At 66.1% G+C, this 23433-nt stretch carries 22 protein-coding genes; 4 read left to right on the top strand and 18 right to left on the bottom strand.

Features of this window, described 5'->3' with window-relative positions:
• Window positions 1-100 precede the first annotated feature (100 nt).
• Together ppk1 and hemB are read right to left on the bottom strand one after the other, a co-directional pair.
• Window positions 101-2299: a polyphosphate kinase 1 gene (gene ppk1, locus PKB_RS01600; protein WP_043248464.1), complete on the bottom strand. Its 2199-nt coding sequence runs from the start codon at window positions 2297-2299 to the stop codon at window positions 101-103.
• A 19-nt stretch (window positions 2300-2318) separates the two neighbouring features.
• Window positions 2319-3332, bottom strand: a complete 1014-nt coding sequence (gene hemB, locus PKB_RS01595; RefSeq protein ID WP_043248463.1) for a porphobilinogen synthase — start codon at window positions 3330-3332, stop codon at window positions 2319-2321.
• Window positions 3333-3576: 244 nt separating this feature from the next.
• On the opposite strand from hemB, the gene PKB_RS01590 reads away from it, so the two are divergent.
• A complete protein-coding gene (locus tag PKB_RS01590) occupies window positions 3577-4140 on the top strand; it encodes a DedA family protein (protein ID WP_156957975.1) in 564 nt (187 codons plus the stop codon).
• On the opposite strand, the gene PKB_RS01585 is transcribed toward PKB_RS01590, so the two are convergent.
• A complete protein-coding gene (locus PKB_RS01585) occupies window positions 4141-5379 on the bottom strand; it encodes a sterol desaturase family protein (protein ID WP_043248461.1) in 1239 nt (412 codons plus the stop codon). It abuts the gene before it with no gap.
• A gap of 138 nt (window positions 5380-5517) precedes the next feature.
• Between PKB_RS01585 and elbB the strand changes: the two genes are divergently transcribed.
• Window positions 5518-6171 (top strand): isoprenoid biosynthesis glyoxalase ElbB, encoded by a 654-nt coding sequence (elbB, locus tag PKB_RS01580; protein ID WP_043248459.1) that lies wholly within the window; start codon window positions 5518-5520, stop codon window positions 6169-6171.
• Between the two features lie 22 nt (window positions 6172-6193).
• On the opposite strand, the gene PKB_RS01575 is transcribed toward elbB, so the two are convergent.
• The 6 genes from PKB_RS01575 to PKB_RS01550 form a co-directional block, all read right to left on the bottom strand.
• A complete protein-coding gene (locus PKB_RS01575; protein ID WP_043248457.1) occupies window positions 6194-6646 on the bottom strand; it encodes a YaiI/YqxD family protein in 453 nt (150 codons plus the stop codon).
• 68 nt (window positions 6647-6714) lie between these two features.
• Window positions 6715-8610, bottom strand: coding sequence for a cytochrome c/FTR1 family iron permease (locus tag PKB_RS01570; protein WP_043248455.1), 1896 nt, complete (start codon window positions 8608-8610; stop codon window positions 6715-6717).
• Window positions 8611-8686: 76 nt separating this feature from the next.
• Window positions 8687-9316 carry a LysE family transporter gene (locus PKB_RS01565; RefSeq protein ID WP_043248453.1) on the bottom strand — a complete coding sequence of 210 codons (630 nt, stop codon included), beginning with the start codon at window positions 9314-9316 and terminating at the stop codon, window positions 8687-8689.
• A 181-nt stretch (window positions 9317-9497) separates the two neighbouring features.
• Window positions 9498-10256, bottom strand: coding sequence for a TerC family protein (locus PKB_RS01560; protein WP_043248451.1), 759 nt, complete (start codon window positions 10254-10256; stop codon window positions 9498-9500).
• 36 nt (window positions 10257-10292) lie between these two features.
• Complete coding sequence (locus PKB_RS01555; RefSeq protein WP_043248449.1) at window positions 10293-10853, bottom strand: mechanosensitive ion channel family protein; 561 nt, start codon at window positions 10851-10853, stop codon at window positions 10293-10295.
• Window positions 10853-12766, bottom strand: a complete 1914-nt coding sequence (locus tag PKB_RS01550) for an ATP-binding cassette domain-containing protein (RefSeq protein ID WP_043248447.1) — start codon at window positions 12764-12766, stop codon at window positions 10853-10855. The genes PKB_RS01555 and PKB_RS01550 overlap by 1 nt, the downstream gene beginning before the upstream one ends.
• Before the next feature lie 47 nt (window positions 12767-12813).
• Between PKB_RS01550 and PKB_RS01545 the strand changes: the two genes are divergently transcribed.
• Window positions 12814-13284 (top strand): TIGR02444 family protein, encoded by a 471-nt coding sequence (locus PKB_RS01545; protein ID WP_043248444.1) that lies wholly within the window; start codon window positions 12814-12816, stop codon window positions 13282-13284.
• On the opposite strand, the gene PKB_RS01540 is transcribed toward PKB_RS01545, so the two are convergent.
• The 3 genes from PKB_RS01540 to PKB_RS01530 all read right to left on the bottom strand — a co-directional run bounded on the left by PKB_RS01540 (window position 13281) and on the right by PKB_RS01530 (window position 16000).
• Complete coding sequence (locus PKB_RS01540; RefSeq protein ID WP_043248442.1) at window positions 13281-14438, bottom strand: AlgP family protein; 1158 nt, start codon at window positions 14436-14438, stop codon at window positions 13281-13283. The genes PKB_RS01545 and PKB_RS01540 overlap by 4 nt on opposite strands.
• Before the next feature lie 366 nt (window positions 14439-14804).
• Window positions 14805-15272: an Rsd/AlgQ family anti-sigma factor gene (locus PKB_RS01535; RefSeq protein ID WP_043248441.1), complete on the bottom strand. Its 468-nt coding sequence runs from the start codon at window positions 15270-15272 to the stop codon at window positions 14805-14807.
• 245 nt (window positions 15273-15517) lie between these two features.
• Window positions 15518-16000, bottom strand: a complete 483-nt coding sequence (locus tag PKB_RS01530; protein WP_043248439.1) for a disulfide bond formation protein B — start codon at window positions 15998-16000, stop codon at window positions 15518-15520.
• Between the two features lie 115 nt (window positions 16001-16115).
• On the opposite strand from PKB_RS01530, the gene PKB_RS01525 reads away from it, so the two are divergent.
• Window positions 16116-17207 carry a PQQ-dependent sugar dehydrogenase gene (locus PKB_RS01525; RefSeq protein ID WP_084166552.1) on the top strand — a complete coding sequence of 364 codons (1092 nt, stop codon included), beginning with the start codon at window positions 16116-16118 and terminating at the stop codon, window positions 17205-17207.
• A gap of 51 nt (window positions 17208-17258) precedes the next feature.
• Here the strand turns inward: PKB_RS01525 and PKB_RS01520 are convergent, their stop codons facing one another.
• The 6 genes from PKB_RS01520 to PKB_RS01495 all read right to left on the bottom strand — a co-directional run bounded on the left by PKB_RS01520 (window position 17259) and on the right by PKB_RS01495 (window position 23254).
• Window positions 17259-18485 (bottom strand): heme biosynthesis HemY N-terminal domain-containing protein, encoded by a 1227-nt coding sequence (locus tag PKB_RS01520; protein WP_043248437.1) that lies wholly within the window; start codon window positions 18483-18485, stop codon window positions 17259-17261.
• Entirely contained in the window at window positions 18482-19600 is a 1119-nt protein-coding gene (locus tag PKB_RS01515; RefSeq protein ID WP_043248435.1) for a uroporphyrinogen-III C-methyltransferase, read from the bottom strand. The genes PKB_RS01520 and PKB_RS01515 overlap by 4 nt, the downstream gene beginning before the upstream one ends.
• A 22-nt stretch (window positions 19601-19622) precedes the next feature.
• Window positions 19623-20387, bottom strand: a complete 765-nt coding sequence (locus PKB_RS01510) for a uroporphyrinogen-III synthase (protein ID WP_043248433.1) — start codon at window positions 20385-20387, stop codon at window positions 19623-19625.
• Window positions 20384-21325 (bottom strand): hydroxymethylbilane synthase, encoded by a 942-nt coding sequence (gene hemC, locus PKB_RS01505; RefSeq protein WP_043248431.1) that lies wholly within the window; start codon window positions 21323-21325, stop codon window positions 20384-20386. The genes PKB_RS01510 and hemC overlap by 4 nt, the downstream gene beginning before the upstream one ends.
• A gap of 107 nt (window positions 21326-21432) precedes the next feature.
• Window positions 21433-22179 carry an alginate biosynthesis regulator AlgR gene (algR, locus tag PKB_RS01500; protein ID WP_043248428.1) on the bottom strand — a complete coding sequence of 249 codons (747 nt, stop codon included), beginning with the start codon at window positions 22177-22179 and terminating at the stop codon, window positions 21433-21435.
• Window positions 22180-22183: 4 nt separating this feature from the next.
• Window positions 22184-23254 carry a sensor histidine kinase gene (locus PKB_RS01495; protein ID WP_043248427.1) on the bottom strand — a complete coding sequence of 357 codons (1071 nt, stop codon included), beginning with the start codon at window positions 23252-23254 and terminating at the stop codon, window positions 22184-22186.
• Between the last annotated feature and the right edge of the window lie 179 nt (window positions 23255-23433).

Here is a 23433-nt window from a genome sequence, read left to right as displayed (position 1 = left end):
GCAGGGCCTTTTTTCGTTCCGGCCCCGGAGCGGCGAGAGCGATCCGCGGCCAAGAAAAAGCCCCGGCGCGAGGCGGCGGGGCTTCTTCATTACGCGGCGATCAGCGCGCGCTGATCACCGGCGTGCACAGGCGCTCCAGCAGCATCGCCTGGGCGTTGCGCGGGTTCTGGTTGCCGGTCGGCGACAGGCGCTGGTAGCTGCCGTCGGACTGCAGTACCCAGGCCTGGGTGTTGTCGGCGAGATAGAGCTCCAGCTCCTTCTTCACGCGCATCACCAGCTTCTTGCCCTCCACCGGGAAGCAGGTCTCGACGCGCATGTCGAGGTTACGCTCCATCCAGTCGGCGCTGGAGAGGAAGAGCTTCTCGTCGCCGCCGTTGAGGAAGTAGTAGATGCGGCTGTGCTCGAGGAAACGACCGATGATGGAGCGCACCTGGATGTTGTGCGAGACGCCCGGAACGCCCGGACGCAGGCAGCACATGCCACGCACCACCAAGTCGATCTTCACGCCGGCCTGGCTGGCCTTGTACAGCGCGCGGATGACCTTCGGGTCGGTCAGCGAGTTGACCTTGGCCATGATGTGCGCCGGCTTGCCCTCGGCAGCCTGGGCGGCCTCGCGGTTGATCATCTCCAGCAGGTTCTTCTTCAGGGTGAAGGGCGCATGCAGGAGTTTCTTCATGCGCAGGGTCTTACCCATGCCGATCAACTGGTTGAACAGCTTGTGCAGGTCTTCGCACAGCGCCACGTCCGCAGTTAGCAGGCTGTAGTCGGTGTACAGACGGGCGTTGCCGGCGTGGTAGTTGCCGGTGCCCAGGTGTGCGTAGCGGCGCAGCTCGCCGTCCTCGCGACGGAGGATCAGCATCATCTTGGCGTGGGTCTTGAAGCCGACCACACCGTAGATCACCACTGCGCCGGCCTGCTGCAGACGGCTGGCCAGTTGCAGGTTGGACTCTTCGTCGAAACGCGCGCGCAGCTCGATCACCGCCGTGACCTCCTTGCCGTTTCGCGCCGCTTCCACCAACGCATCGACGATCTCGGAGTTGGCGCCGGAGCGATACAGCGTCTGCTTGATAGCCAGCACGCTCGGGTCCTTGGCGGCCTGCCGCAGCAGGTCGATCACCGGGGTGAAGGACTCGAAGGGGTGCATCAGCAGCACGTCCAGCTTGGCCAGCACGCCGAACATGTTCTCCTTCTTCTGCAGCAGCTTCGGAATGGTCGGAGTGAACGGCGCGTTCTGCAGCTCCGGGTGGCTGGCCAGGCCCGTGACGCTGAACAGGCGGGTCAGGTTGACCGGACCGCTGACCTTGTACAGCTCGCTTTCGGCCAGGCCGAACTGCTTGAGCAGGTAGTTCGACAGGTGCGTCGGGCAGGTATCGACCACTTCCAGGCGCACCGCATCGCCGTAGCGACGCGAGAAGAGTTCGCCGCGCAGCGCGCGGGCCAGGTCCTCGACATCTTCCGCGTCCACCGAGAGGTCGGCGTTACGGGTCAGGCGGAACTGGTAGCAGCCTTTCACCTTCATGCCGGCGAACAGGTCATCGGCATGGGCGTGGATCATCGAGGACAGGAAGACATAGTTGTCGCCCTCCCCGGCCACGTCTTCGGGCAGGCGGATGATCCGCGGCAGAGAGCGCGGCGCCGGAATGATCGCCAGGCCCGAGTCGCGGCCGAAGGCGTCCATCCCCTCGAGCTCGACCACGAAGTTCAGGCTCTTGTTCACCAGCAGCGGGAACGGGTGGGTCGGGTCGAGGCCGATGGGGGTGATGATCGGCGCGATCTCGTCGCGGAAGAAGCGACGGACCCAGGCCTTGATCTTCGGCGTCCAGTAGCGGCGGCGGATGAAGCGCACGCCGTGCTTGGACAGCTCCGGCAGGAGGATGTCGTTGAGGATGCTGTACTGGCGGGCGACCTGCTCGTGCACCTGCTCGCTGATGCGGGCCAGGGCCTGCTGCGGCAGCAGGCCGTCGGCGCCGGCCTGTTCGCGGGCGAAGGTGATCTGCTTCTTCAGGCCGGCGACGCGGATCTCGAAGAACTCGTCGAGGTTGCTGGAGAAGATCAGCAGGAACTTCAGGCGCTCGAGCAGCGGATAGGACTCGTCCAGCGCCTGTTCCAGCACGCGGATGTTGAACTGCAGCTGCGAGAGCTCGCGATGAATGTAGAGGGCACTGTCGTCGACGTTGATCGCCGGCGCGGCGGGCACCTCGACGGCGACCTCGGCGGACGTCTCGGGAACCACCGGGGTTTCGGTGACTGTGACTTCGGTTTCGATCAGGTCGGTAGCGGTTTGGCCTTCGGTATTCATCGCAAGTCTCTTTCGGGCGTCAGCCGCCCCTTTTCAGTTGTTCTGCTGCACGTTTGGCGAAGTAGGTGAGGATGCCATCGGCACCGGCACGCTTGAAAGCCAGAAGGGATTCGAGAATCACCGCCTCGCTCAGCCAGCCGTTCTGGATGGCCGCCATGTGCATCGCGTACTCGCCGCTGACCTGGTAGACGAAGGTCGGCGCGCGGAATTCGTCCTTGGCCCGGCGCACGATGTCCAGGTAGGGCATGCCCGGCTTGACCATCACCATGTCGGCGCCTTCGGCGAGGTCGGCGGCGATCTCGTGCAGGGCTTCGTCGCTGTTGCCCGGGTCCATCTGGTAGGTGGCCTTGTTGCTCTTGCCGAGGTTGGCGGCGGAGCCGACCGCGTCGCGGAACGGGCCATAGTAGGCGCTGGCGTACTTGGCCGAGTAGGCCATGATCCGGGTGTTGATGTGCCCGGTGGACTCCAGGGCCTCGCGGATCGCGCCGATGCGGCCGTCCATCATGTCCGAGGGGGCGACCACCTGGGCGCCAGCCTCGGCGTGGGACAACGCCTGCTTGACCAGCACATCGACCGACTCGTCGTTCAGCACGTAGCCGTTCTCGTCGAGGATGCCGTCCTGGCCGTGGGTGGTGAACGGGTCCAGGGCCACGTCGGTGATGATCCCCAACTCCGGGAAGCGCTCGCGCAGGGCGCGGGTGGCGCGCTGGGCGATGCCGTCCGGGTTGAATGCCTCGGCACCGTCGAGGGACTTCTTCTCCAGCGGAGTGACCGGGAACAGCGCCAGCGCCGGGATGCCCAGTTCGACCAGTTCCTCGGCTTCCTTCAGCAGCAGGTCGATGGACAGGCGCTCGACGCCCGGCATCGAGGCCACCGCTTCGCGCTGGTTCTTGCCGTCGAGGACGAACACCGGAAGGATCAGGTCGTCGACGCTCAGACGGTTCTCGCGCACCAGGCGACGGGAGAACTCGTCGCGGCGGTTGCGGCGCAGGCGGGTGAAGGGGAAGGCACGTTCGGCGGAAATGAAGCTCACGGCGTACTCCAGGGCCCGAGGGACGGGCACAGTGTGACAGTTATAGTCCCGGATTATGACCGATTGGTAACAGGGGGTAACAGCGACTCAAGGTCGCGGCATCTGGTCGCAGGGCCGTAGAACCGCAGGATACGACGAAAGTAGGCGGGCTGGGCCATGCAAGGGCCAGCAACCCGGCGGAGGACTGCTTCCCCCGCGCCCACAACCGCGTTAGGCTTCGCGTTCATTTCGCTGCGCTGCCTCGATGATGCTCCAACAATTCCTGCAGGACTTCGGCTACCTCGCTCTGTTCCTCGGCACTTTCTTCGAGGGCGAGACCATTCTGGTGCTGGCCGGTTTCCTCGCCTTCCGTGGCTACATGCAGCTCGAATACGTGATCGCCGTTGCCTTCCTCGGCAGCTACGCGGGCGACCAGCTGTGGTACTTCCTGGGCCGCCGCCATGGTCGCAAGCTGCTCGCGCGCAGGCCGCGCTGGCAGAAGCTCGGCGACCGCGCCCTGGAGCACGTGCGCCGGCGCCCCGACGTCTGGGTGCTGAGTTTCCGCTTCGTCTATGGCCTGCGTACCGTGATGCCGGTGGCCATCGGCCTGTCCGGCTATCCGCCGGCCCGCTACCTGCTGCTCAACGGCCTCGGCGCCATCGTCTGGGCCAGCGCCCTCGGCACGGCAGCGTACTACTTCGGCAGCGTCCTGGAAGGCGTGCTGGGCAACATCAAGAAGTATGAGCTGTTGGTGCTTGGCGGCCTGCTCGCAGTAGGCCTGCTGCTCTGGCTGCACCGCCGCTTCAAGAACAGCCGCAACGGCGCCTGATCAGGCGGCCTGCACCTGCCGCCCGTCCCGGCGGATCGCCCAGACACCCAGCAGACTGACCAGCGTGTAGCCTGCCAGCGCCCAGATCGCCTGGGCCGGCAGCGCCAGGTTCAGGCTGTGCGCTATCGCCCCCAGTAGCAGCGGATTCAGCGCCAGACGCAGTAGCTCCATGCCCAACGCCCAGGGCCGGCGCTCCAGCCAGCAGCCGATGGCGAACAGGCCGAAGAGCATCCAACCCCAGCCGAGCAGCAACGCAGTCAGATTCCAGCCCTCCCCCAACCCCAGCATCAGCGTGCCGCCGACGACATAGACGACGAACTGCAGCGCCGCGTACCACTGCCAGCTGCGCGGCAGCGCCACGTCGAACTTGCGGAAGCGCGCCAGGTCCGGCTTCTCCTGTGGATAACGCGCCGCCACGTCGGCAGGCCGCCAACCGGTGCGCATGAACCAGATGCGCAGCTTGTCCCACAGGCTCGACGCACGGCGCGCGTCCTTCCACAGCGAGGCGTAGACCTGCAGGTTCGCCCACAACGGGTTCCAGCTCGCCAGCGGCACGGTGACGCCGAACACCACTGGCTCCTCGTCCAGCTCCTCCTGGAAAGTGCCGAACAGGCGGTCCCAGACGATGAACACGCCGCCGTAGTTGCGATCCATGTAGATCGGGTTCTGCGCGTGATGCACGCGGTGGTTGGACGGGCTGATGAAGATCCACTCGAACCAGCCAAGCTTGGGGATATGCCGGGTGTGCACCCAGAACTGGTAGAGCAGGTTCATCGCCGCAACGCTGACGAACACCACCGGCGGCACGCCGACGACCGCCATCGGCAGGTAGAAGATCCAGCCGAAGAGGAAGCCAGTGCTGGTCTGCCGCAGCGCGGTGCTGAGGTTGTACTCCTCGCTCTGGTGATGCACCGAATGTGCAGCCCAGAGGATGCTGCGCTCGTGGCCCAGGCGGTGGTTCCAGTAGTAGCAGAAGTCGTAGAAGACGAACGCGAACACCCAGACCCAGGCGCTATGCACCGACAGCTCGAAGAGCGCCAGGTGCTGCCAGGCGAACAGGTAGGTGACAAGCCCCAGGCCCTTGGTCAGCAACCCGCTGGTGGTCGAGAGCACGCCGGCGCTGAGGCTGTTGAGCGCGTCGCTCAGGCGGTAGGTGGACAAGCCGCGCCAGCGGTCGGCGAGCAATTCCAGGCCAATCAGCAGGAAGAAGAAGGGTACTGCGTAGAGGACGTAGTTCATGGCGCGCCCGAATCGTTATGCTTATGGGCCGATCCTAATCCCCTGGCGCCACGGCACAACGTCCGCTGGTGACAACCCGGCCGGCATATCGCGACAGCGACTCGCCCACCCGGCACGCCCCGAAACAGGAGTAGCTCCATGCACAAGAAAGTTGCCGTCATCCTCTCCGGCTGCGGCGTCTACGACGGCGCCGAAATCCACGAGAGCGTCATCACCCTGCTGCGCCTGTCCCAGCGTGGCGCCGTGGTGCAGTGCTTCGCCCCGAACATCGTCCAGCACCACGTGCTCAACCACCTGACCGGCACGGAAATGCCCGAGAGCCGCAACGTGCTGGTGGAGTCCGCGCGTATCGCCCGTGGCGAGATCAAGGACATCCGCGAAGCGCGGGTAGAGGACTTCGACGCCCTGATCGTGCCCGGCGGCTTCGGCGCGGCGAAGAACCTCAGCAACTTCGCTTTCGCCGGCGACCAGTGCGAAGTGCAGCCCGATGTGCTGGCGCTGGCCAAAGCCTTCGCCGCCGCGCACAAGCCGGTCGGCCTGCTGTGCATTGCCCCGGCCATCGCCGAGCGCATCTACGGCCCGGGAGTCGAATGCACCATCGGCAATGACGCCGAAACCGCCGCCGCGCTGACCCGCATGGGCGCCAAGCACATCGACTGCGCAGTGGACGGCATCGTCGAAGACGTCCACCACAAGCTGGTGACCACCCCGGCCTACATGCTCGCGCAGTCCATCGCCGAAGCGGCCAGCGGCATCAACAAGCTGGTCGACCGCGTGCTGGAGCTGGCCTGACGACGCGACTGGATCCTAAGGTTCAGCCCTTGTTCAAGCGGGTGAGCAGCCGGTCCAGGGCATTGGCGAACGCCTGCTTGTCCTTTTCGCCATACGCCGCCTGACCGCCGCCGACCTGACCCTGCTCGCGCAGATCGGTGAACAGGTTACGCATGGCCAGGCGTTCGCCCATGTTCTTCGCGTCGAACTCGCGGCCGCGCGGGTCGAGCGCATCGACGCCCTTCTTCACCAGCCGGTCGGCCAGCGGCACGTCGCTGCAGATCACCAGGTCGCCCGGCTCGGCCTGCTCCACCAGGTAGTCGTCGGCGGCGTCCATACCGCTGGGCACCACAACCAGGCGCACGCATGCGAACGCCGGCTTGGCCACCGGTTGGCCGGCGACCATCACCACCTCCAGCTTGCGCTTCAAGGCGAACTTGGCCACCAGTTCCTTCGCCGCGCGCGGACAGGCGTCGGCATCGATCCAGATACGCATGAATTCGTTTCCCCAAAAATGACGACGGCCAGTATCGCACTGGCCGTCGGGTGTTAGCGGCGCTGCCGTCAGGACAGCACGGCCGCTTTGCGGCGCTCCGCCAGAAGACTTCGCCCGTAGAGCACGAAGACCGCCAGCAGGGCCAAACCCTGGGCCGACAGCGACCAGGCGTCGGCCTTGATGCCCAGCCAGTCGAAGTCGAAGAAAGGCACCGGACGGGTGCCGATCACCCCGGCTTCCTGCAACGCGACCACGCCATGGCCGGCGAACACCACCGACAGAGCGCAGAGCAGCGCGGCGTTGACCGTGAAGAACAGCCTCAGCGGCAGCTTCGCCGAGCCACGCAGGATCACCCAGGCCAGGCCGATGAGCAGCACCACGGCGGTGCCGGCGCCAGCGATCACGGCGTTGTGCCCGGCTGGACCGGCCTGCAGCCAGAGGGTTTCGTAGAACAGGATGACCTCGAACAGCTCGCGGTACACCGAGAAGAACGCCAGCACGGCAAAGCCGAAACGGCCGCCGCCGCCGACCAGGCTGCTGCGGATGTAGTCCTGCCAGGCGGCGGCGTGACGACGGTCGTGCATCCACACGCCGAGCCATAGCACCATCACGCAGGCGAACAGCGAGGTGAAGCCTTCCATCAGCTCGCGCTGCGCGCCGCCGATGTCGATCACGTAGGCGGCCACCGCCCAGGTGGCGAAGCCGGCGACAAAGGCCAGGCCCCAGCCGATGTGTACGCCGCGCGCCGCGCTCTCCTGACCGGTGTTGCGCAGGAAGGCAAGGATGGCGGCCAGCACCAGGATGGCCTCGACGCCTTCGCGCAGCAGGATCAGCAACGCCGAAACGAAGCTGATGGTGCCGCTCAGGGAGTCGCCACTGAGGGCCTTGGCGGCCTCGGCGAGCTTGCTCTTGGCGCGCTCCAGCTGTTGAGCCACCTGAGCCTCCGGCAGACCGTCACGCAGCGTCTGGCGGTAAGCCATGAGCTCTTTCTCGGTGGCCTTGCGCAGGGTCGCATCGACGTTGTCGAGGGAGCTCTCCACCAGTTCGAAACCTTCCAGGTAGGCAGCGACGGACAGGTCGTAGGCCTGGTCGTGATCGCCCTGTCGGTAGGTCGCGAAGCTCTTTTCCAGCGTTGCGGCGGTGTAGTCGATCATCTGTCCCGGGCCGCGCTGCTCCAGCGGCGGATGCGCGCGCAGCGCCCGGAAGCTTTGCGCAGCAGCTTCACCTTCATGCGCGACGATGTCTGCCGGCGTCTGCGTGGCCAGGTTAGCCAGGGGATAGGCATGCGCGGCATCTGGCTTGGCATCGGCGGCGCTCAGGCCGGCGACGTATGCGGCCAGGTCCCAGCGCTGGCGCTCGTCCAGTTCGTCGGCGAAGGCCGGCATGTCGGTTCCGGCGACGCCGAGGCCGATGACGGTACGCAGGTCATAGAGACTCAGCTGGTCAAGGCGCGCGCGCTCGGTGAGGTTGGCCGGCGGCGGCTGCAGGCCGATGCCCGCCGGGCCGTCGCCCTTGCCGAGGTCGCCGTGGCAGACCGAGCACTGCTGGGCAAAGATCGGTGCGCCACGGGCGGGATCGGGGGTGATCGCCGGGGTCTGCACGACCTGATAGGCATCCGCCACGCGGGCTTCCAGATGTCGCGCCAACTGTGCGACTTCAGCGCCCGGCCGACGCTGCTCGATGGCCTGGCGCAGGACGCCGACACCCTGCTCCAGCGCAGCGCGCTCGGGACGCGCCGGCAGGGCCAGCAGCAGCGTCTGCAGCTTGGCGGAAAACTCGAGCTGCTCCTTGTACTCGGTCGGATCGACCACCTGCCCGGCACTCACAGTGGGCGGATAGTCGGCGGCGAGGTAACTCAGCAAGTGCAAGGCCTGGGAGGGATCGGCAGGGGCATCGGCCACGGCCCCGAAACTCACGGCACACAGCGCTGGCAGCAGCCAGACGAGAATCCTTGGAAGGCGCATAGCGAAACGATATTGAGAATGGAAAGCGCCAATGTTACTCCGCCATCCCCTGCCCGCCTAGTTGGCGCCCGTCGAGTTACACGGGGGCGCGGCGAACGGTCGCGAGCAGTGCCGCGGCACCGAGGAACAGGCTGGCGAAAGTACGGTTCATCAGCCGCTGCTGGCGAGGCGAACGCAGCGCGCGCAGCACTCGCGCGGCCAATCCGGTGTAGCCGGCCATGACGATCAGGTCCACGCAGATCATGGTCGCGCCCATGATCACGTACTGCACTGCCATCGGCCGGTGCGGATCGACGAACTGCGGCAGTACCGCGAGCATGAAAACCACCGCCTTGGGGTTGCTGGCGTTGACCAGGAAACCGCGCAGCACCAGGCTCAGCGGCCGGCCGATGGGACGCTCGGCATCCGCCTGCATGACCTGTGGCGCGGCGGTCCACTGTTTCCAGGCGAGGTAGGCCAGGTAGACCACGCCGAACCACTTGATTACGGCGAAGGCCAGCGCCGAGGTCGCCAGCAGCGCGCCGACGCCGGCGGCGACGACGGCGATTTGCAGAGCGAGGCCGATCTGCAGGCCGAGGGCGTTCCAGTAGCCGCGCCAGAAGCCGTACTGCAGGCCACAGGACATCGAGGCGATGGCCCCGGCGCCAGGCGACAGGCTGATCACCCAGCAGGCGACGAAGAAGGCGGACCAGGTACTGAGCAGCATCACGAACCTCGATGCGCCGGCGCGGGCGCAATATCTTGTTACGGGCAGCCAGTGTGCCTCAGCGGCGGGTCCGCACACCACCCCGTAGGAGCGAGCTTGCTCGCCAATGGGGCTCGCAGCTCACTCCTACGAAAAGAAAAAGCCCGGCGCTGGGCCGGGCTTCTTCGTCAGGACGCGCCGATCAGCTCGGCAGGGCCTTGCGCAGCTTCACCGGCTCTTCGCCGCGCTTGCGCGCCAGGGCGCCGCGCAGGCGGATGTTCAATGCTTCCACGCCTAGCGAGAAGGCCATCGCGAAGTAGACGTAGCCTTTCGGCACGTGGACCTCGAAGGCTTCGGCCACCAGCACGGTGCCGACCACGATGAGGAAGGACAGCGCGAGCATCTTCAGCGACGGGTGGCGCTCGATGAATTCGCTGATGGTGCCCGCGGCGAGCATCATCACGCCGACCGAGATGACGATGGCGGCGATCATCACCGGCACGTTCTGCACCAGGCCCACGGCGGTGATCACCGAGTCCAGCGAGAAGATGATGTCGATGATCGCGATCTGCACGATCACTGCCATGAAGCCGCGGCTCTTGCCGGCGCTCTGCTCGCCTTCTTCCGCGCCTTCGAGGCTGTGGAAGATCTCCATGGTGCTCTTGAACAGCAGGAACAGACCGCCGAAGAACAGGATCAGGTCACGCCCGGAAATACCCTGGCCGAGCACCGTGAAGAGGTCGGCGGTGAGGCGCATCACCCAGGTGATCGACAGCAGCAACAGGATCCGCGTGCCCATCGCCAGGGCCAGGCCGAAGAAGCGCGCCTTCGGCTGCTGCGCCACCGGCAGGCGGCCGACCAGGATCGAGATGAAGATGATGTTGTCGATGCCAAGGACGATTTCCAGGGCTGTCAGGGTCAGAAAGGCGACCCAGATTTCGGGGCTAGTGAGCCATTCCATAGTGCGTGCTATCCGTTAGGGAAGGGGTTGTTGTCGTTATCGTCCGCTGCTCAGTCCAGGCCCTCGCCAACGGCGGATGGCCTTCTGGAAGAACAGGCTGTTGGGCACCTGCAGCAAGGCGCTGGTGCCATCCTCGAAGGTTTCCTCGAGGGTGGTGTAAAGCAGGTTGATGGCGGTGACGCGGCCTTTCACACCCGGCTTGTCGGCCGAATCTATGACCTCCACCAGATCGCCCAGGCGGAACGGCCCGACGGTGAAGATCAGCACCGCGCAGAACAGGTTGGAGAGCACGCTCCAGATGGCGAAGAACGCCACCGCGGCGACTGCGACGAAACCGGTCAGCGCGGTCCACAGCACCTCGGCGGACACGCCCAGGCGCTCCAGCACCATCATCAGCGCCGAGCCCATGATCAGCCAGCGCACCCCGCCGCGCAGCGGCAGCAGCAGCTCGTGCGGGATCGGGTAACTCTGCGCCAGGCGGTTCAGCCCGCGCGCCACCATGCGCTGCAGGCCCCAGGCGAGCAGCAGGATGAGGATGATCTGCAGGCCACGCAGCAGCGGCTCGCTCCAGGCGACGAGCAGCGGCAGGTCGTCCATTACTCGCTGGCCTCCAGCTGTGCCTGCAGGTTCTCCAGGGTTTCCAGAGCTTCAAGCCAGGCTTCCTCGACTTCGCTCTCGCGCGTCTTCAGGGTCGCCTGCTGGGCCAGCAGGTCACGCAGTTCGTCCTTGCGCGCAGCCTCGTAGAGAGCGCTATCGCCGAGTTTCTCTTCGAGCACGGCGAGCTTGTCGTGGATGCCGCCGAGCTCCTTCTCCAGCTTGTCCGCCTCGCGCTTGTGCGGCGCCAGCTGCTGGCGCAGTGCGGCTGCGGCCTGGCGCTGGGCGCGCTTGTCGGTCTTTTCGCCGGCAGGTGCAGCCGCAGTGCCGGCCGGAGCTTGGCGGGCGCGGAAGTCGACCAGCCAGCGGGCGTAGTCGTCGAGGTCACCATCGAAGCTCTGCACGCGACCGTCGGCCACCAGCAGGAATTCGTCGGTGGTGCTCTTGAGCAGGTGCCTATCGTGCGACACGACTACCACGGCGCCAGAGAATTCCTGCAGAGCCATGGTCAGCGCGAGGCGCATTTCCAGGTCGAGGTGGTTGGTCGGTTCGTCGAGCAGCAGCAGGTTGGGCTTCTGCCAGGCGATCAGCGCCAGGGCCAGGCGCGCCTTCTCGCCACCGGAGAAGTTCAGCACCGGCTCGTCGCAGCGCGGGCCGCGGAAGTCGAAGCCACCGAGGAAATCACGCAGCGTCTGCTCGCGTTCGCCCGGCGCAATGCGCTGCAGATGCAGCAGCGGGCTCGCCTTGGCATCCAGCGAATCGAGCTGGTGCTGGGCGAAGTAGCCGATGGCGAGGTTCTCGCCGCAACCCAGGTGGCCTGCGAGCAGCGACAGGTCGCCGGACAGGGTCTTGATCAGGGTCGACTTACCCGCGCCGTTGGGGCCGAGCAAGCCGATGCGCGCGCCGGGGGCGAGCTGCAGCTTGACCTTTTCCAGCACGGTCTTTTCGCCGTAGCCCAAGCGCGCTTCGGACAGGTCGAGCAGCGGGCTGGAGATCTTGTCCGACTCGCGGAAGACGAAGTCGAAGGGCGAATCGACGTGGGCCGGAGCCAGCTCTTCCAGGCGCTCCAGGGCCTTGATGCGGCTCTGTGCCTGGCGCGCCTTGGTGGCCTGGGCGCGGAAGCGGGCGATGTACTTTTCCATGTGCGCGCGCTGCGCCTGCTGCTTCTCGTACGCCTGCTGCTGTTGCGCCAGGCGTTCGGCGCGGGTGCGCTCGAAAGCCGAGTAGCCGCCGCGGTAGAGGGTCAGTTTGCGCTGTTCGAGGTGCGCCACGTTGTCGACCACGGCATCGAGGAAGTCGCGGTCGTGGGAGATCAGGATCAGCGTGCCCGGGTAGCCCTTGAGCCACTCCTCGAGCCAGAGGATGGCGTCGAGGTCGAGGTGGTTGGTGGGCTCGTCGAGCAGCAGCAGTTCGGACGGGCACATCAGCGCCTGCGCCAGGTTCAGCCGCATCCGCCAACCACCGGAGAAGTCGCCGACACGGCGCTCCATCTGCTCGGGGCTGAATCCCAGGCCGGCGAGCAGCTTGCGCGCACGGGCATCGGCGGTATAACCGTCGGCGTTGTCCAGCTCGGTATGCAGGCGCGCCACGGCGGTGCCATCGTGCGCCTGCTCGGCGACGGCCAGCTGTGCCTGGATTTCGCGCAGGCGCACGTCGCCGTCGAGGACGTAGTCGACGGCGAGACGCTCGAGGGTGTCCACTTCCTGGCGCATGTGCGCGATGCGCCAATCCGCCGGAATCTGGCAGTCGCCGGCGTCCTGGCCGAGCTGGCCACGCAGCAAGGCGAACAGGCTGGATTTTCCGGCACCATTGGCACCGATCAGGCCCACTTTCTGGCCTGCGTGCAGGGTGAGTTCGGCACCTTCCAGCAAGCGCTGGGGGCCACGCTGTAGCGTAAGATTTTGCAGTCGGATCATGGCGGCGGAGTGTATCAGCTTCGTCCATCAGTAGCTGTGGGAGCCTTATGACAGAAGATATCTGGTCGTTTGCCGTCAATCTTTACGCACGAGCGGGTGTGGACGCAGCTTGCCTCGAACTGCAGGAAGCCGGCGCAGACGTCTGCCTGCTGCTCGCCGGGGCCTGGTTCGGCGGTCGCGGACTGGCCTATTCCGAGCAACGCCTAGAACGCCTGGGCGAGGTCGCCACGGACTGGCAGCAAGGTGTGGTGAAACCCATGCGCGAGCTACGCCAGCAATGGCGCACCCAAGCGCAAACTGACTCGCATCTGTCGGAGTTGCGCGAAGCGCTGAAGGCCCTGGAGTTGCGCGCCGAACGGCTGCAACTGGAGCGCCTGGCGAAAGCCGGACGGGAGTGGGGCGAAGAGGGGCGAGGCGATCTGGAAAGCTGGTTGCGCGGCTGTGCTGGCGAGGCAGGAAAGCAACGCCGCGATGCGCTGGAACATTTGCGCATCGCAGCGGCGAGAGCAGCGACTTAGGAAGCGCTGCTCGGGGTGGCGGCCGGAGCGCTCGGCGCTACCGGAGCAGCGGCCGGTGCCGGAGCAGCAGCCGGAGCGGCAGGCTTAGCAGCAGCGGTCGGGGCCGGGGTCGCAGCGGGAGCGGTCGGTGCAACAGCCGGCTTCGCGGCGGGCTTGGCAGCAGCGGGTTTCGCGGCAGGCTTAGCGGCAGCAGGTTTCGCGGCCGGTTTAGCAGCAGCGGGTTTCGCGGCCGGTTTAGCAGCAGCGGGTTTTGCAGCCGGCTTGGCGGCGGGTTTCGCAGCAGCGGCTTTAGCGGCCGGTTTGGCGGCAGGTTTCGCAGCAGCGGCTTTAGCAGCCGGTTTGGCGGCGGGCTTCGCAGCAGCAGCTTTAGCGGCCGGTTTGGCGGCAGGTTTTGCAGCAGCAGCTTTAGCGGCCGGCTTGGCGGCGGGCTTCGCAGCAGCAGCTTTAGCAGCGGGTTTAGCGGCGGGCTTCGCAGCAGCAGCTTTAGCAGCCGGCTTGGCGGCAGGTTTCGCAGCGGCGGCTTTAGCGACCGGCTTGGCGGCAGGTTTCGCAGCAGCGGCTTTAGCAGCCGGCTTGGCGGCGAGCTTCGCAGAAGCGACTTTGGCGACCGGCTTGGCGGCGGGCTTCACAGCAGCGGCTTTAGCAGCCGGCTTGGCGGCGGGCTTCGCAGCAGCAGGTTTAGCAACCGGCTTGGCGGCAGGCTTCGCAGCGGCTCTGGCGACCGGCTTGGCGGCGGGAGTTTTTGCAGCCGGCTGGCGAGTCGACAGGGACTTGCCGACAGCTTCCTTCACCTTGGTTACGCCCTGGGCCAGCTTCAGGCTTTCCTGCACATCGCGCTTCAGGTTGGCGATATAGGTGCGGGTGTCGGCCTGGCGAGCCTTCAGGGTCTCCAGCACTTCTTCCAGTTCGTCGATGGCGGACTTGGCTTTGGCCTGCGCCTTGGCCTTGCCGGCCTTACCGGCTTCCTGCAGTTTGGTGCGCGCCTTGTGCAGTTTGTCCTGCGCCTTGGCGCGTTGCTTTTCCAGCTTGGCGTGGAGCTTTTCGGAATCCACGAGGGCTTGTTTGCAAGCGGACTCGAGGTGCTCGATCAGGCTGTGGGAAAGTTGCTGGAGCAGATGCAAAGGGGTAGTGACGGGTTTCTTGTTAGCCGACATGACGCGCCTCCTGGCGGACGTTAGTTGCGCCCATACTAGACCCGCGCACGGCCTCTCGCCAACGTCCTGATTGCGCTGCAGCCCGCGCCACACAACATCGCCAGCCTTTTTCGCCTGTCGCAGGAATCCACTTCGGCTTTCCGTGCTCGTCGAGCCTTTATGGATTGCGACGCCGACATGCGATGCCGAATCTACTCATGAAGGCTTTGGCGACACTGCCCAGATTGCTCGCAAGCCCTTTCGGGGAGCCGCGTTTCGTTGCGATTTCCTTCGAGGATTCAGGCAGTTGCGGCAGCGGTGCAGATACGACGAGGGCGCGAAACCTTGCGGATTCGCGCCCTCTATTTCGTTGCTGCGAGCTGCGGATCAAACCGCAGCGGCGCGCTGCTCGTGTGCGTTGTGCAGGACTTCGATCAGGCAGTCTTCCAGCTCGAAGCGCTCGTGCAGTTGCTGACGCAATTGTTTGAGCTCGCTGGTCAGGCAGGTGCCTTCGCGGCAATCGCCATTGTCGCAACGGTCATTGAAATTGAGGGCCGCCGCGGTGATGGCTTCGAGGCGTGGATAGATCTGCTTGGCGAGTTCCAGGCCGCGCGTGTCGCCGAAGGCCTGCGCCTCGCTCATGAGCTGTTCGTAGACTTCGAAATGACCGGCCGAGACATAGTCGAGCAGCAGTTGGCAGAAACCCTGCAGTTGCTCGCCATTCGACTTCGGCGCTTGCAGGCCACCTAGCGCGTCGAAGGCCTGGACCAGATCCTGACGGTCACGCAACCAGCGGTCGACCAACTGGTGCACACCACCCCAACGTTCCTGGGCATTACGGCAGCTTTCGAGCATGTTGTCCTCGCTTCCCTTGTCGCAGTCCCGGCCTGTCCGCCCGTGGGACACAGCTCTGTCGAATGCGGTTGTCCGCCGGAATGCAGTCCTGGAGCGGGCTGTTTCTCAGCGGAGCGGAAAACCAGATTATGCCCACGCAATGCGGCCTTCAAGACGCGACCGGCGGAAAAGTTCATACGAGCGTTTAATCGGCAAGCCGCGACAGCTCTGGCCCCGCGGCTTTCGACGAACTCTGGGGGCGACGATCAGCCGCGCCGCAGCAGTTGGAAGAGTGCTAACAGGGCGAAGCCGACGAAGGCCAGCAGGCTCCATTCCGGAATGCTCAGGCCGAGCAGGGTCCAGGTGACCTCGGCGCAATCGGCCGAACCGTGGAACATGGTCCAGATGATCTTCGCGTAGGGCATGGTTTCCATCATGTAGTCCAGCGGTGGCAGGCAGGACGGCAGCTGGTCCGGCGGCAGGGTCTGCAGCCAGATCTGCCGGCCGGCAGTGCCTGCGCCGCCCAGCGAGCAGAGCAGCACCAGGATGGAGTAGACGCGACGACCACGGCCGTGCAGCGCGGCGATCAGCGAAAAAAGCCCGGCGCCGGCGAAGAAGATTCGCTGGAGGATGCACAGCGGGCACGGCTCCAGGCCGATCATGTACTGGAGATAGAACCCGGTGCCGAGCATGGCGGCACAGGCGAGGAAGGCGAGGAAGAACAGGGAACGCGGGCTGGCCAGGTTCATGGCGGCTCCAGAAAGCGAGGCTTGTGCGGAAAGGCCGCTACGGTAGAGGAAAGTCCGCAGACCTTTCAAGGCAGCGGGCTAGACTGGGCGGGACAGTGATCGGGGATTTCCTACCATGCATCGTCCGCTGGTCTTGCTCGCCTCTCTCCTGCTCGCGCCCCTGGCCCACGCCGACGGCAAGGATGTACTAGCGCATCTTCGCGTGCCGCCCGGCTTTCGCATCGAACTGCTCAGCGACCAGATGCCCAATGCCCGCGAAATGGCCCTGGGCGAACGCGGCACCCTCTTCGTTGGCAGCAACCAGGCCGGCAATGTGTATGCGTTGCGACCGGGCGACAGCCGGCCAAAGGTGATCGCCAACGGGCTGCAACTGCCGGTCGGCGTGACCTTCCACAAGGGCGACCTGTACGTCTCGGCGGTCAGCCGAATCCTGGTCCTGCGCGACATCGAAGCGCACCTCGACGATCCGCCCACGCCGAAACCGCTCCCAGCCGAATTCCCCAGCGAAACGCACCACGGCTGGAAGTTCATCGCCTTCGGCCCCGACGGCAAGCTCTACGTGCCGGTAGGCGCACCCTGCAACATCTGCCGCCCGGATCCCGAGCACTACGCCAACCTGCAACGCATGAACGCAGACGGCAGCGAGCGCGAAGTGATCGCTTACGGCGTCCGCAACAGCGTTGGCTTCGACTGGGACGAACAGGGCACGCTGTGGTTCACCGACAACGGCCGCGACATGCTGGGGGACGACCGCCCCGACGACGAACTCAATCGCCTCGATACCAGCGGCGAGGACTTCGGCTACCCCGACTGCCATGCCGGCGACATTCCCGATCCGGAGTTGGCCCAACGCCCCTGCTCGGCCTTCACGCCGCCAGTGGTGAAACTCGGCGCGCACGTCGCGGCCCTGGGCATCCGCTTCTACAAGGGCCGGCAGTTCCCCGCCGATTACGCCGGCAGCCTTTTCATTGCCGAACATGGCTCCTGGAACCGCAGCAGCAAGGTCGGCTACCGGGTCATGCGCCTCGCCCTGGATGCCAGCGGCGCCCCCACCGACCAGCAGGTCTTCGTCGACGGCTGGCTGCAAGCGGACGGAACGGTCCTCGGGCGCCCCGCCGACGTGCAGGTGGCCGCGGACGGCTCGCTGTTGATCAGCGACGACATGGCCGGTGCGGTGTACCGGGTGAGCTACGTCGGAAAGCGCTGAAAGCAGAAACGAAAACGGCGCCCGAGGGCGCCGTTTTTCATGGTTTGCAGATCAGATCTGCACAAGCGTGCGCGTCGGCGACCCGAGCAGACCCAATCCTTCCTGGAACAGCTTGTTGCTGCGCTCCACCTCACCCAGGTGCGCCAAAAGGCGCGCCAGTTCGGCGCAGGCTTCCGGGCTGCGCTGGCGATTCAGGCTGGCTTCCAGGTACTCGCGGGCCTTGCCCCAGAGTTTGTCGGCCAGGCACAGCCGCCCAAGGCTCAGCAGCAGCACGGCGTCATCCGGGCGCTTCTTCAGCCAGGCCTCGGCGGTCTGCAGCTGGCGGCCCGGATCGGCGCCATGCGCCTGTCCGTAGAGGGCGACCAGGCGCTCGTCGTAGTTCTCCTTGAGGGATTGACGCAGCACCTTCTCCGCTTCCGCGGGCGCGCCCAGGCGCAACAGCTGCTGCGCGTAGGTAGCCAGCAGTGCCGGCTGCGCGCGCAGGTTGCCGGGCAGGCCATTCCAGACTTGCGTCAGCGGCTGCAGCGCAGTTTCGCCCTGGCCAACGCCCTGCTCCCCCGCCGCTTCCAGCGCGGCGACCCAGGTGCGGCGCTCCAGATCGGCAAGTTCGGCATTGGCCAGCACGCGCTCTTTGCGCAGTTCAGGCAGCAGCGCCAGCAGCGCGCTCCAGTCGTGCAGACTGACGTACAGCTGCTGCAGAAGGCGCAGCACCGTCGGGTGTTTCGGGTGCTCCTCGTGGAGCTTCACCAGCACGCCACGCGCCGGCTCGAAGGCGCCGCGATTGATCAGCAGTTGCGCACGGGTCAGGCCAACCGCCAGGGCTGCGCCCGGTTGACGTGCCTGGGCGCGGTCGAGCAGTTCGTCGCACTCGTCGAAACGTGCCAGTTCGTTGGCCGCGCGCGCCGCGCCGAGGTAGCTCGGCAGGCTGCGCTCGCCCAGCTCGGCAGCGCGACGTAGATGACGCAGAGCCTGTGCCCAATGGCCTTCGGCGAGGTCGCGCTGGCCATGCTCCTCGGCCATTTCGGCGCGACGGCTACGGTTGAAGCGCGACCAGGGATTGACCACACGCCCCGAAACGCCGAGCAACCGCAGCACCAGACGCACCGCCAGATAGAGGACCCAGAGCAGTACGAGCAGGGCAAGGAAGGTCCACAGACTCGATTCGTAGCGGAAGCTCTTGTAGGCGATCAGTACGTAGCCCGACTGCTCGGCGATGGCCAGCCCGACCAAGGTGGCGCCGAGCACCAGCGCCAGGACCAGCACATAGACCCGACTCATGGCTGGCTCTCCGCTTTGGGCGCTGCAGCCGGAGCGGTCTGCTGGTCGATGGCTGCTTCATCGCGGTGGACCAGGTAGGCCTGCAGGGCGGTGAGGGCCGGCGTCAGGTCCGGAGGCTGCACGCCGACCTGCTGCTGTGCCAGTTCGTCGATGCGCATGCCCAGGGCGCGGCTATCGGCAAGGTCGCTGTTGAAGAAGTCGTTGAGAATCTGGCGTGCCTGCTTGAGCGACTGCTGGTAGACCTCCTGCTTGCCGTTCAAGGCCGCCCACTGGGCCTGTTCCAGCGCCAGATTGAGGGCCAGACGCACACGGGTGAGCTGTTGCCCGGAGAGCAGCGGGCGGATGTCGTGACCGGCATTGAAATCGATGCGCACGTAGCGCGAGATGCGCTCCCACCACTGATCCAGCGTGTTGCTGCCGTCACCCCAGGCGGTGGTGGCGGCGTTGCTCGGACCTTCCTTGAAACTCGGTTCCAGCGGCTGCAGCTGAGCCGCCTGCTCCTGCAGCGCGCCCAGTTGCAGGAACAGACCGGTGCGGTCCGGCTCCGGCAGGCTGCGCAGGGTTTCCAGGCTCTTGGTCAGTTGAGCGCGAGCGGCGAAGGCGCCGGGATCGTTCTGCGCCCTCAGGATGTCGTCGGCGCCTTGCACCAGCTGGGTCGCACTGGCGATGTCCTGCAGCGCCGAGAGGCGCAGTGCGGCCAGGCGCAGCAGGTGCTCGGCTTCAGCCAGGCGCCACTGCTGGCGGCTTTGGCCGAGTACCTGCTTGAGCTGCTTCTCCAGCTGCTGCTGGTCGCCCTGCAGCTCGACCACCAGGCGCCGGCGCGCTTCGAGCTCGTCGGCGTTGGGCAGCGCGTCGAGGCGCTTCTCCAGTTGCTGGTCGTGCTGCAGCAGCGCCTGGGCCTGGCCACGCGATTCCTCGATCTGCGCCGAGCGGGCCTGGTCGCGAGCCTGCAGCTTCTGCACCTGCAGCAAGCCCCAACCGCCGGCGCCCAGGCCGGCCAGGCCGATCAGCAGCGCCAGCAGGGCCAGGCCGTTGCCGCCCTTGCCGGGGGTCGCCGGAGTCGGCTCGGAAACGGTGCTTTGCGGAGTCTCTTGGGGAGTGACGGTTTCGCTCACAGATCCATCCTTCGCTCGAAAATTATTCTTTGTTGGCGCTCCTGAGCGCCTCCAGCAGTGCCGCGGCGCTCGCCCCGCGACAGTCGATCACATGCTGTGCACCAGCCTGGCGCGCAGCCTCTGCCACGCGTGCGCTGGGCACGAACAACGGCAATCCGGCCAGCACCGGCCAATCCTCGGAAGCCAGCTCAATCAGATGTTCCAGCCCCTGACCGCTGCTCACCAGCAAGGCATTGAGCTGCTCGTCACGAACGCGGCGCAGCAGCTCGCCCGGCGCGTAGGCCGGCAGGGTGCGCCGGTAGAGTTCCAGATAATCCACCGTCACGCCTTGGCCGCGCAGGCGTTCGGCGAGAAATTCTCGGCCACCTTCGCCACGCATGATGAGCACTCGCGGATCGGGAACCTGCAAGGCCTGCTCCAGTTCTGGAAGGCTCAGAAGAGCCTCGCTGTCATCGCCCGAAATCGGGTAGCGCACGGACAGACCGTAGTCATCGAGGATAGCTGCAGTGGCAGCGCCCACGGCGAACCACGCCTGCCGGGCTGGCGGCTGTGGCCAGTAGCGGTCGAGGCGATCAAGGCCGAGGCGCGCGGCAGGTTTGCTGACAACCACCACCGCGCAGTAACGATCCAGGTCGAGCAGAAGGCTGCGCTGCTCGGGGGTTTCGTCCAGTGGTTCGATGGCCAACAGCGGCAAGCTGGCGCTGGCGACGCCGTGCTCGGCGAGGCTGGCGGCCAGCGCCGCGCATTCTTCCTGCGGGCGCGTCAGCAGCAGGCGCCAGCGGCTCACTGCGGGTCGGCCTCGCCATAGACGGCAGTGAGGATGGCCTGCGCACCTTGGTCCAGAAGGTCCTCGGCGACCTTCACGCCCAGCGCCTCGGCTTCGGCCAGCGGCGCACGCGCTTCGGCGCGCAGCAGTTGGGTGCCGTCAGGCTGGCCGACCAGGCCGCGCAGCCACAGGCTGCCGCCTTCGAGGATGGCGTAGCAGGCGATGGGCACCTGGCAGCCACCGTTGAGGCGTTTGTTCAGGGCGCGCTCGGCGGTCACTTGCAGTGCGGTATCGGCATGGTGCAAGGGCGCGAGCAGTGCGTGAATTTCGCTGTCGGCGGTACGGCATTCGATGCCCACGGCACCCTGGCCGCCTGCCGGCAGGCTGTCTTCGACGCTGATGCTGGAACGGATGCGCGCTTCGAAGCCGAGGCGGATCAGCCCTGCGGCGGCGAGGATGATGGCGTCGTATTCGCCGGCGTCGAGCTTGGCCAGGCGGGTGTTGACGTTGCCGCGCAGGAAGCGGATCTGCAGGTCCGGCCGGCTGGCCAGCAGCTGCGCCTGGCGACGCAGGCTGGAGGTGCCGACCACGCTGCCGGCGGGCAGCTCGGCGAGGCTGGCGTAGGTGTTGGAGACGAAGGCGTCGCGCGGGTCTTCGCGCTCGCAGATGCAGTACAGGCCGAGCCCCTGCGGGAAGTCCATCGGCACGTCCTTCATGGAGTGCACGGCGATGTCGGCCTCGTTCTCCAGCAGGGCGGTTTCCAGTTCCTTGACGAACAGACCCTTGCCGCCAATCTTCGCCAGCGGCGCGTCGAGCAGCTTGTCGCCGCGGCTGGTCATTGGCAGGAGGGTCACGCGCAGGCCGGGGTGGGCCTGTTCCAGACGGGACTTGACGTATTCGGCCTGCCACAGGGCCAGAGCGCTCTGGCGAGTGGCGATACGGATTTCGCGGGAGGACATGGGCAATTCCGGGCAAAGGACTGCCGAGGATGATAACAGGCTTCCAGCCCCTGACTTTCCCCCCTGCGACACCAAAGCGGGCGCCAACCGCGCCCGCTACGGCACACTCAGAGGTTATGCATCAGACGTCGCACCCCGGCGACGTGACGGCGGCTGACGGTCAGCGCGTCGCCATCGAGGCCCTTGAGGTACAACTGGAAGTGCCCCAGCGGCGTACGCTGCAGTCGCTCGATACGCTCGCGGGAAACCAGGGCGTTGCGGTGGATACGCACGAAGCGTTCGCCGAACTCGTCTTCCAGCGCCTTCAGCGGCTCGTCCAGCAGCACTTCGCCGCCGGCGTGGCGCAGGGTCACGTACTTGTGGTCGGCGATGAAGAAGATCACGTCTTCCAGCGGGATCAGCTCGATGCCCTTGCGGGTCCGCGCGCTGATATGGCTGCGCGGGCCGGGGCCACCAGCGGCGGGCGGCTTGGTCAGCGCGGCGAGCTGGATGCGATTGGGCCGCGAGGCCTTCTTCAAGGCCTCGGCGAGATCCTCGGTTCGCACCGGTTTCACCAGGTAGCCCACCGCGCTGACCTGGAAGGCTTCCAGGGCGAACTCGTCGTGGGCCGTACAGAAGATCACGGCGGGCGGTGCCTCGCGCTCGCAGAGCTTGGCGGCAACCTGGAGCCCGTCTAGACCGGGCATGCGGATATCCAGCAGGACGATATCCGGCTTCAGGCTGTCGATCAGCGCCAGCGCTTCTTCACCATTGCTGGCCGAAGGCTCCAGGACGCGATAGCCGTCCAGTTGCCCCACCAGTCGGGCCAGGCGCTCTCGCGCCAGGGGTTCGTCGTCGACGATAAGGACATTCATAAGCTCAGGCTTCCTGCATGAGACGCGCACATGGATAGCGTAGACAGGTGTAGTGCCGTCCGTCACGGCGTTCGACGCTCAGACTTGCTTTTGGCCCGAAAAGTGCCGCGAGGCGCGCTGCGATATTTTGCAGCGCCTGCTTGGTGCCTTTCGTGGGCAGCGTCTGCGTCGACTCGTCGTACGGGTTGCTCACGCACAACTGGAACACACCGTCACGGTAGTCCGCCTCAACCTTCACCAGGCCGCCTTCGATGCGCGGCTGGATACCATAAATCAACGAATTTTCCAGGAGCGGCTGCAGGGTCAGTTGCGGGATGGGCACCCCATCGGGCACGCCACTCACCTGCCAGTCCAGTTGCAGCCGGTCCCCCAGGCGATACTGCTCAATGGAAAGATAGCGCCTGGCCAACTCCAGTTCCTCCCCCCAGGAAATTAAAGTCCCCGGCTTGGACAGACTGGCGCGGAACAGGTCGGACAAATTGAGCACCGCCTGCTCAGCCTTGCCCGGGTCCAGTTCGATCAGGCTGGCGATGCTGTTCAGGCTGTTGAACAGGAAGTGCGGGCGGATGCGCGCCTGCAACGACTCGATGCGCGCGCGCAGCTCGGCCTGCTCCTGCCTGCGCCACTGGCTCTGCAGGTAGAAGTAGCGTAGCAACAGAGCCGACATGATGAGGGCGATCAACGCATGGCGCAGGTAGAGGTTGACCTCGCCCTTGATCGACAGCGGTCCTCCGAGGGAGTAGTAGTCGGCCACCGCCGTGCAGCCCAGGGTCAGCAGCACCACCAGCAGGCAGGCGGCCAGCCCCGACCCCCACGCCGGCCAGCGCGCCATCAGCGGCCGCAGCCGGCACAGCAACGCGGCGGAGAGCAGGACTATCCACTGCACGAACAGCGACGCCAGGGCCAGCCGCACCCAGTTGAAGCCGGGCGTCATGGGCTCGGCCAGCACCAGCACCAGCACCAGCAGCTCGGCCAACAGCACCAGGCTGAACAGCGCTTCGGGCTGACAGAGTTCGGGGATGAAGAAGTCGTCTTGGATTGCCGGCTTCGAGCCGGTCTTGGCATGTGTTGGCATCAGCGCAGTTTCCGCAAGCCTCTCAGCCAGGGCAAGCGAACCCGCTTCGCCAGGCAGTATCGAACGCCGAATTTGTCGACTGCGCCCCGCTCCCCGTGCAGCCGACTCCAGATATCGCGCGGCGTGCGTCGATGCGCGCGCCGGTTTTGCCCCTCAGCCTGCTATTATCGTCGGACTTT

It is taken from the genome of Pseudomonas knackmussii B13, from assembly GCF_000689415.1.
Lineage (GTDB): Bacteria > Pseudomonadota > Gammaproteobacteria > Pseudomonadales > Pseudomonadaceae > Pseudomonas > Pseudomonas knackmussii.
This window is presented reverse-complemented; position numbering and strand designations above follow the sequence as displayed.

Excerpts from the sequence above, each read along its gene's own strand:
- ppk1 (WP_043248464.1), bottom strand. The coding sequence starts at position 2,299 with ATGAATACCGAAGGCCAAACCGCTACCGACCTGATCGAAACCGAAGTC.
- PKB_RS01590 (WP_156957975.1), top strand. The coding sequence starts at position 3,577 with ATGATGCTCCAACAATTCCTGCAGGACTTCGGCTACCTCGCTCTGTTC.
- PKB_RS01585 (WP_043248461.1), bottom strand. The coding sequence starts at position 5,379 with ATGAACTACGTCCTCTACGCAGTACCCTTCTTCTTCCTGCTGATTGGC.
- elbB (WP_043248459.1), top strand. The coding sequence starts at position 5,518 with ATGCACAAGAAAGTTGCCGTCATCCTCTCCGGCTGCGGCGTCTACGAC.
- PKB_RS01575 (WP_043248457.1), bottom strand. The coding sequence starts at position 6,646 with ATGCGTATCTGGATCGATGCCGACGCCTGTCCGCGCGCGGCGAAGGAA.
- PKB_RS01570 (WP_043248455.1), bottom strand. The coding sequence starts at position 8,610 with ATGCGCCTTCCAAGGATTCTCGTCTGGCTGCTGCCAGCGCTGTGTGCC.
- PKB_RS01565 (WP_043248453.1), bottom strand. The coding sequence starts at position 9,316 with ATGCTGCTCAGTACCTGGTCCGCCTTCTTCGTCGCCTGCTGGGTGATC.
- PKB_RS01560 (WP_043248451.1), bottom strand. The coding sequence starts at position 10,256 with ATGGAATGGCTCACTAGCCCCGAAATCTGGGTCGCCTTTCTGACCCTG.
- PKB_RS01555 (WP_043248449.1), bottom strand. The coding sequence starts at position 10,853 with ATGGACGACCTGCCGCTGCTCGTCGCCTGGAGCGAGCCGCTGCTGCGT.
- PKB_RS01550 (WP_043248447.1), bottom strand. The coding sequence starts at position 12,766 with ATGATCCGACTGCAAAATCTTACGCTACAGCGTGGCCCCCAGCGCTTG.
- PKB_RS01545 (WP_043248444.1), top strand. The coding sequence starts at position 12,814 with ATGACAGAAGATATCTGGTCGTTTGCCGTCAATCTTTACGCACGAGCG.
- PKB_RS01540 (WP_043248442.1), bottom strand. The coding sequence starts at position 14,438 with ATGTCGGCTAACAAGAAACCCGTCACTACCCCTTTGCATCTGCTCCAG.
- PKB_RS01535 (WP_043248441.1), bottom strand. The coding sequence starts at position 15,272 with ATGCTCGAAAGCTGCCGTAATGCCCAGGAACGTTGGGGTGGTGTGCAC.
- PKB_RS01530 (WP_043248439.1), bottom strand. The coding sequence starts at position 16,000 with ATGAACCTGGCCAGCCCGCGTTCCCTGTTCTTCCTCGCCTTCCTCGCC.
- PKB_RS01525 (WP_084166552.1), top strand. The coding sequence starts at position 16,116 with ATGCATCGTCCGCTGGTCTTGCTCGCCTCTCTCCTGCTCGCGCCCCTG.
- PKB_RS01520 (WP_043248437.1), bottom strand. The coding sequence starts at position 18,485 with ATGAGTCGGGTCTATGTGCTGGTCCTGGCGCTGGTGCTCGGCGCCACC.
- hemC (WP_043248431.1), bottom strand. The coding sequence starts at position 21,325 with ATGTCCTCCCGCGAAATCCGTATCGCCACTCGCCAGAGCGCTCTGGCC.
- algR (WP_043248428.1), bottom strand. The coding sequence starts at position 22,179 with ATGAATGTCCTTATCGTCGACGACGAACCCCTGGCGCGAGAGCGCCTG.
- PKB_RS01495 (WP_043248427.1), bottom strand. The coding sequence starts at position 23,254 with ATGCCAACACATGCCAAGACCGGCTCGAAGCCGGCAATCCAAGACGAC.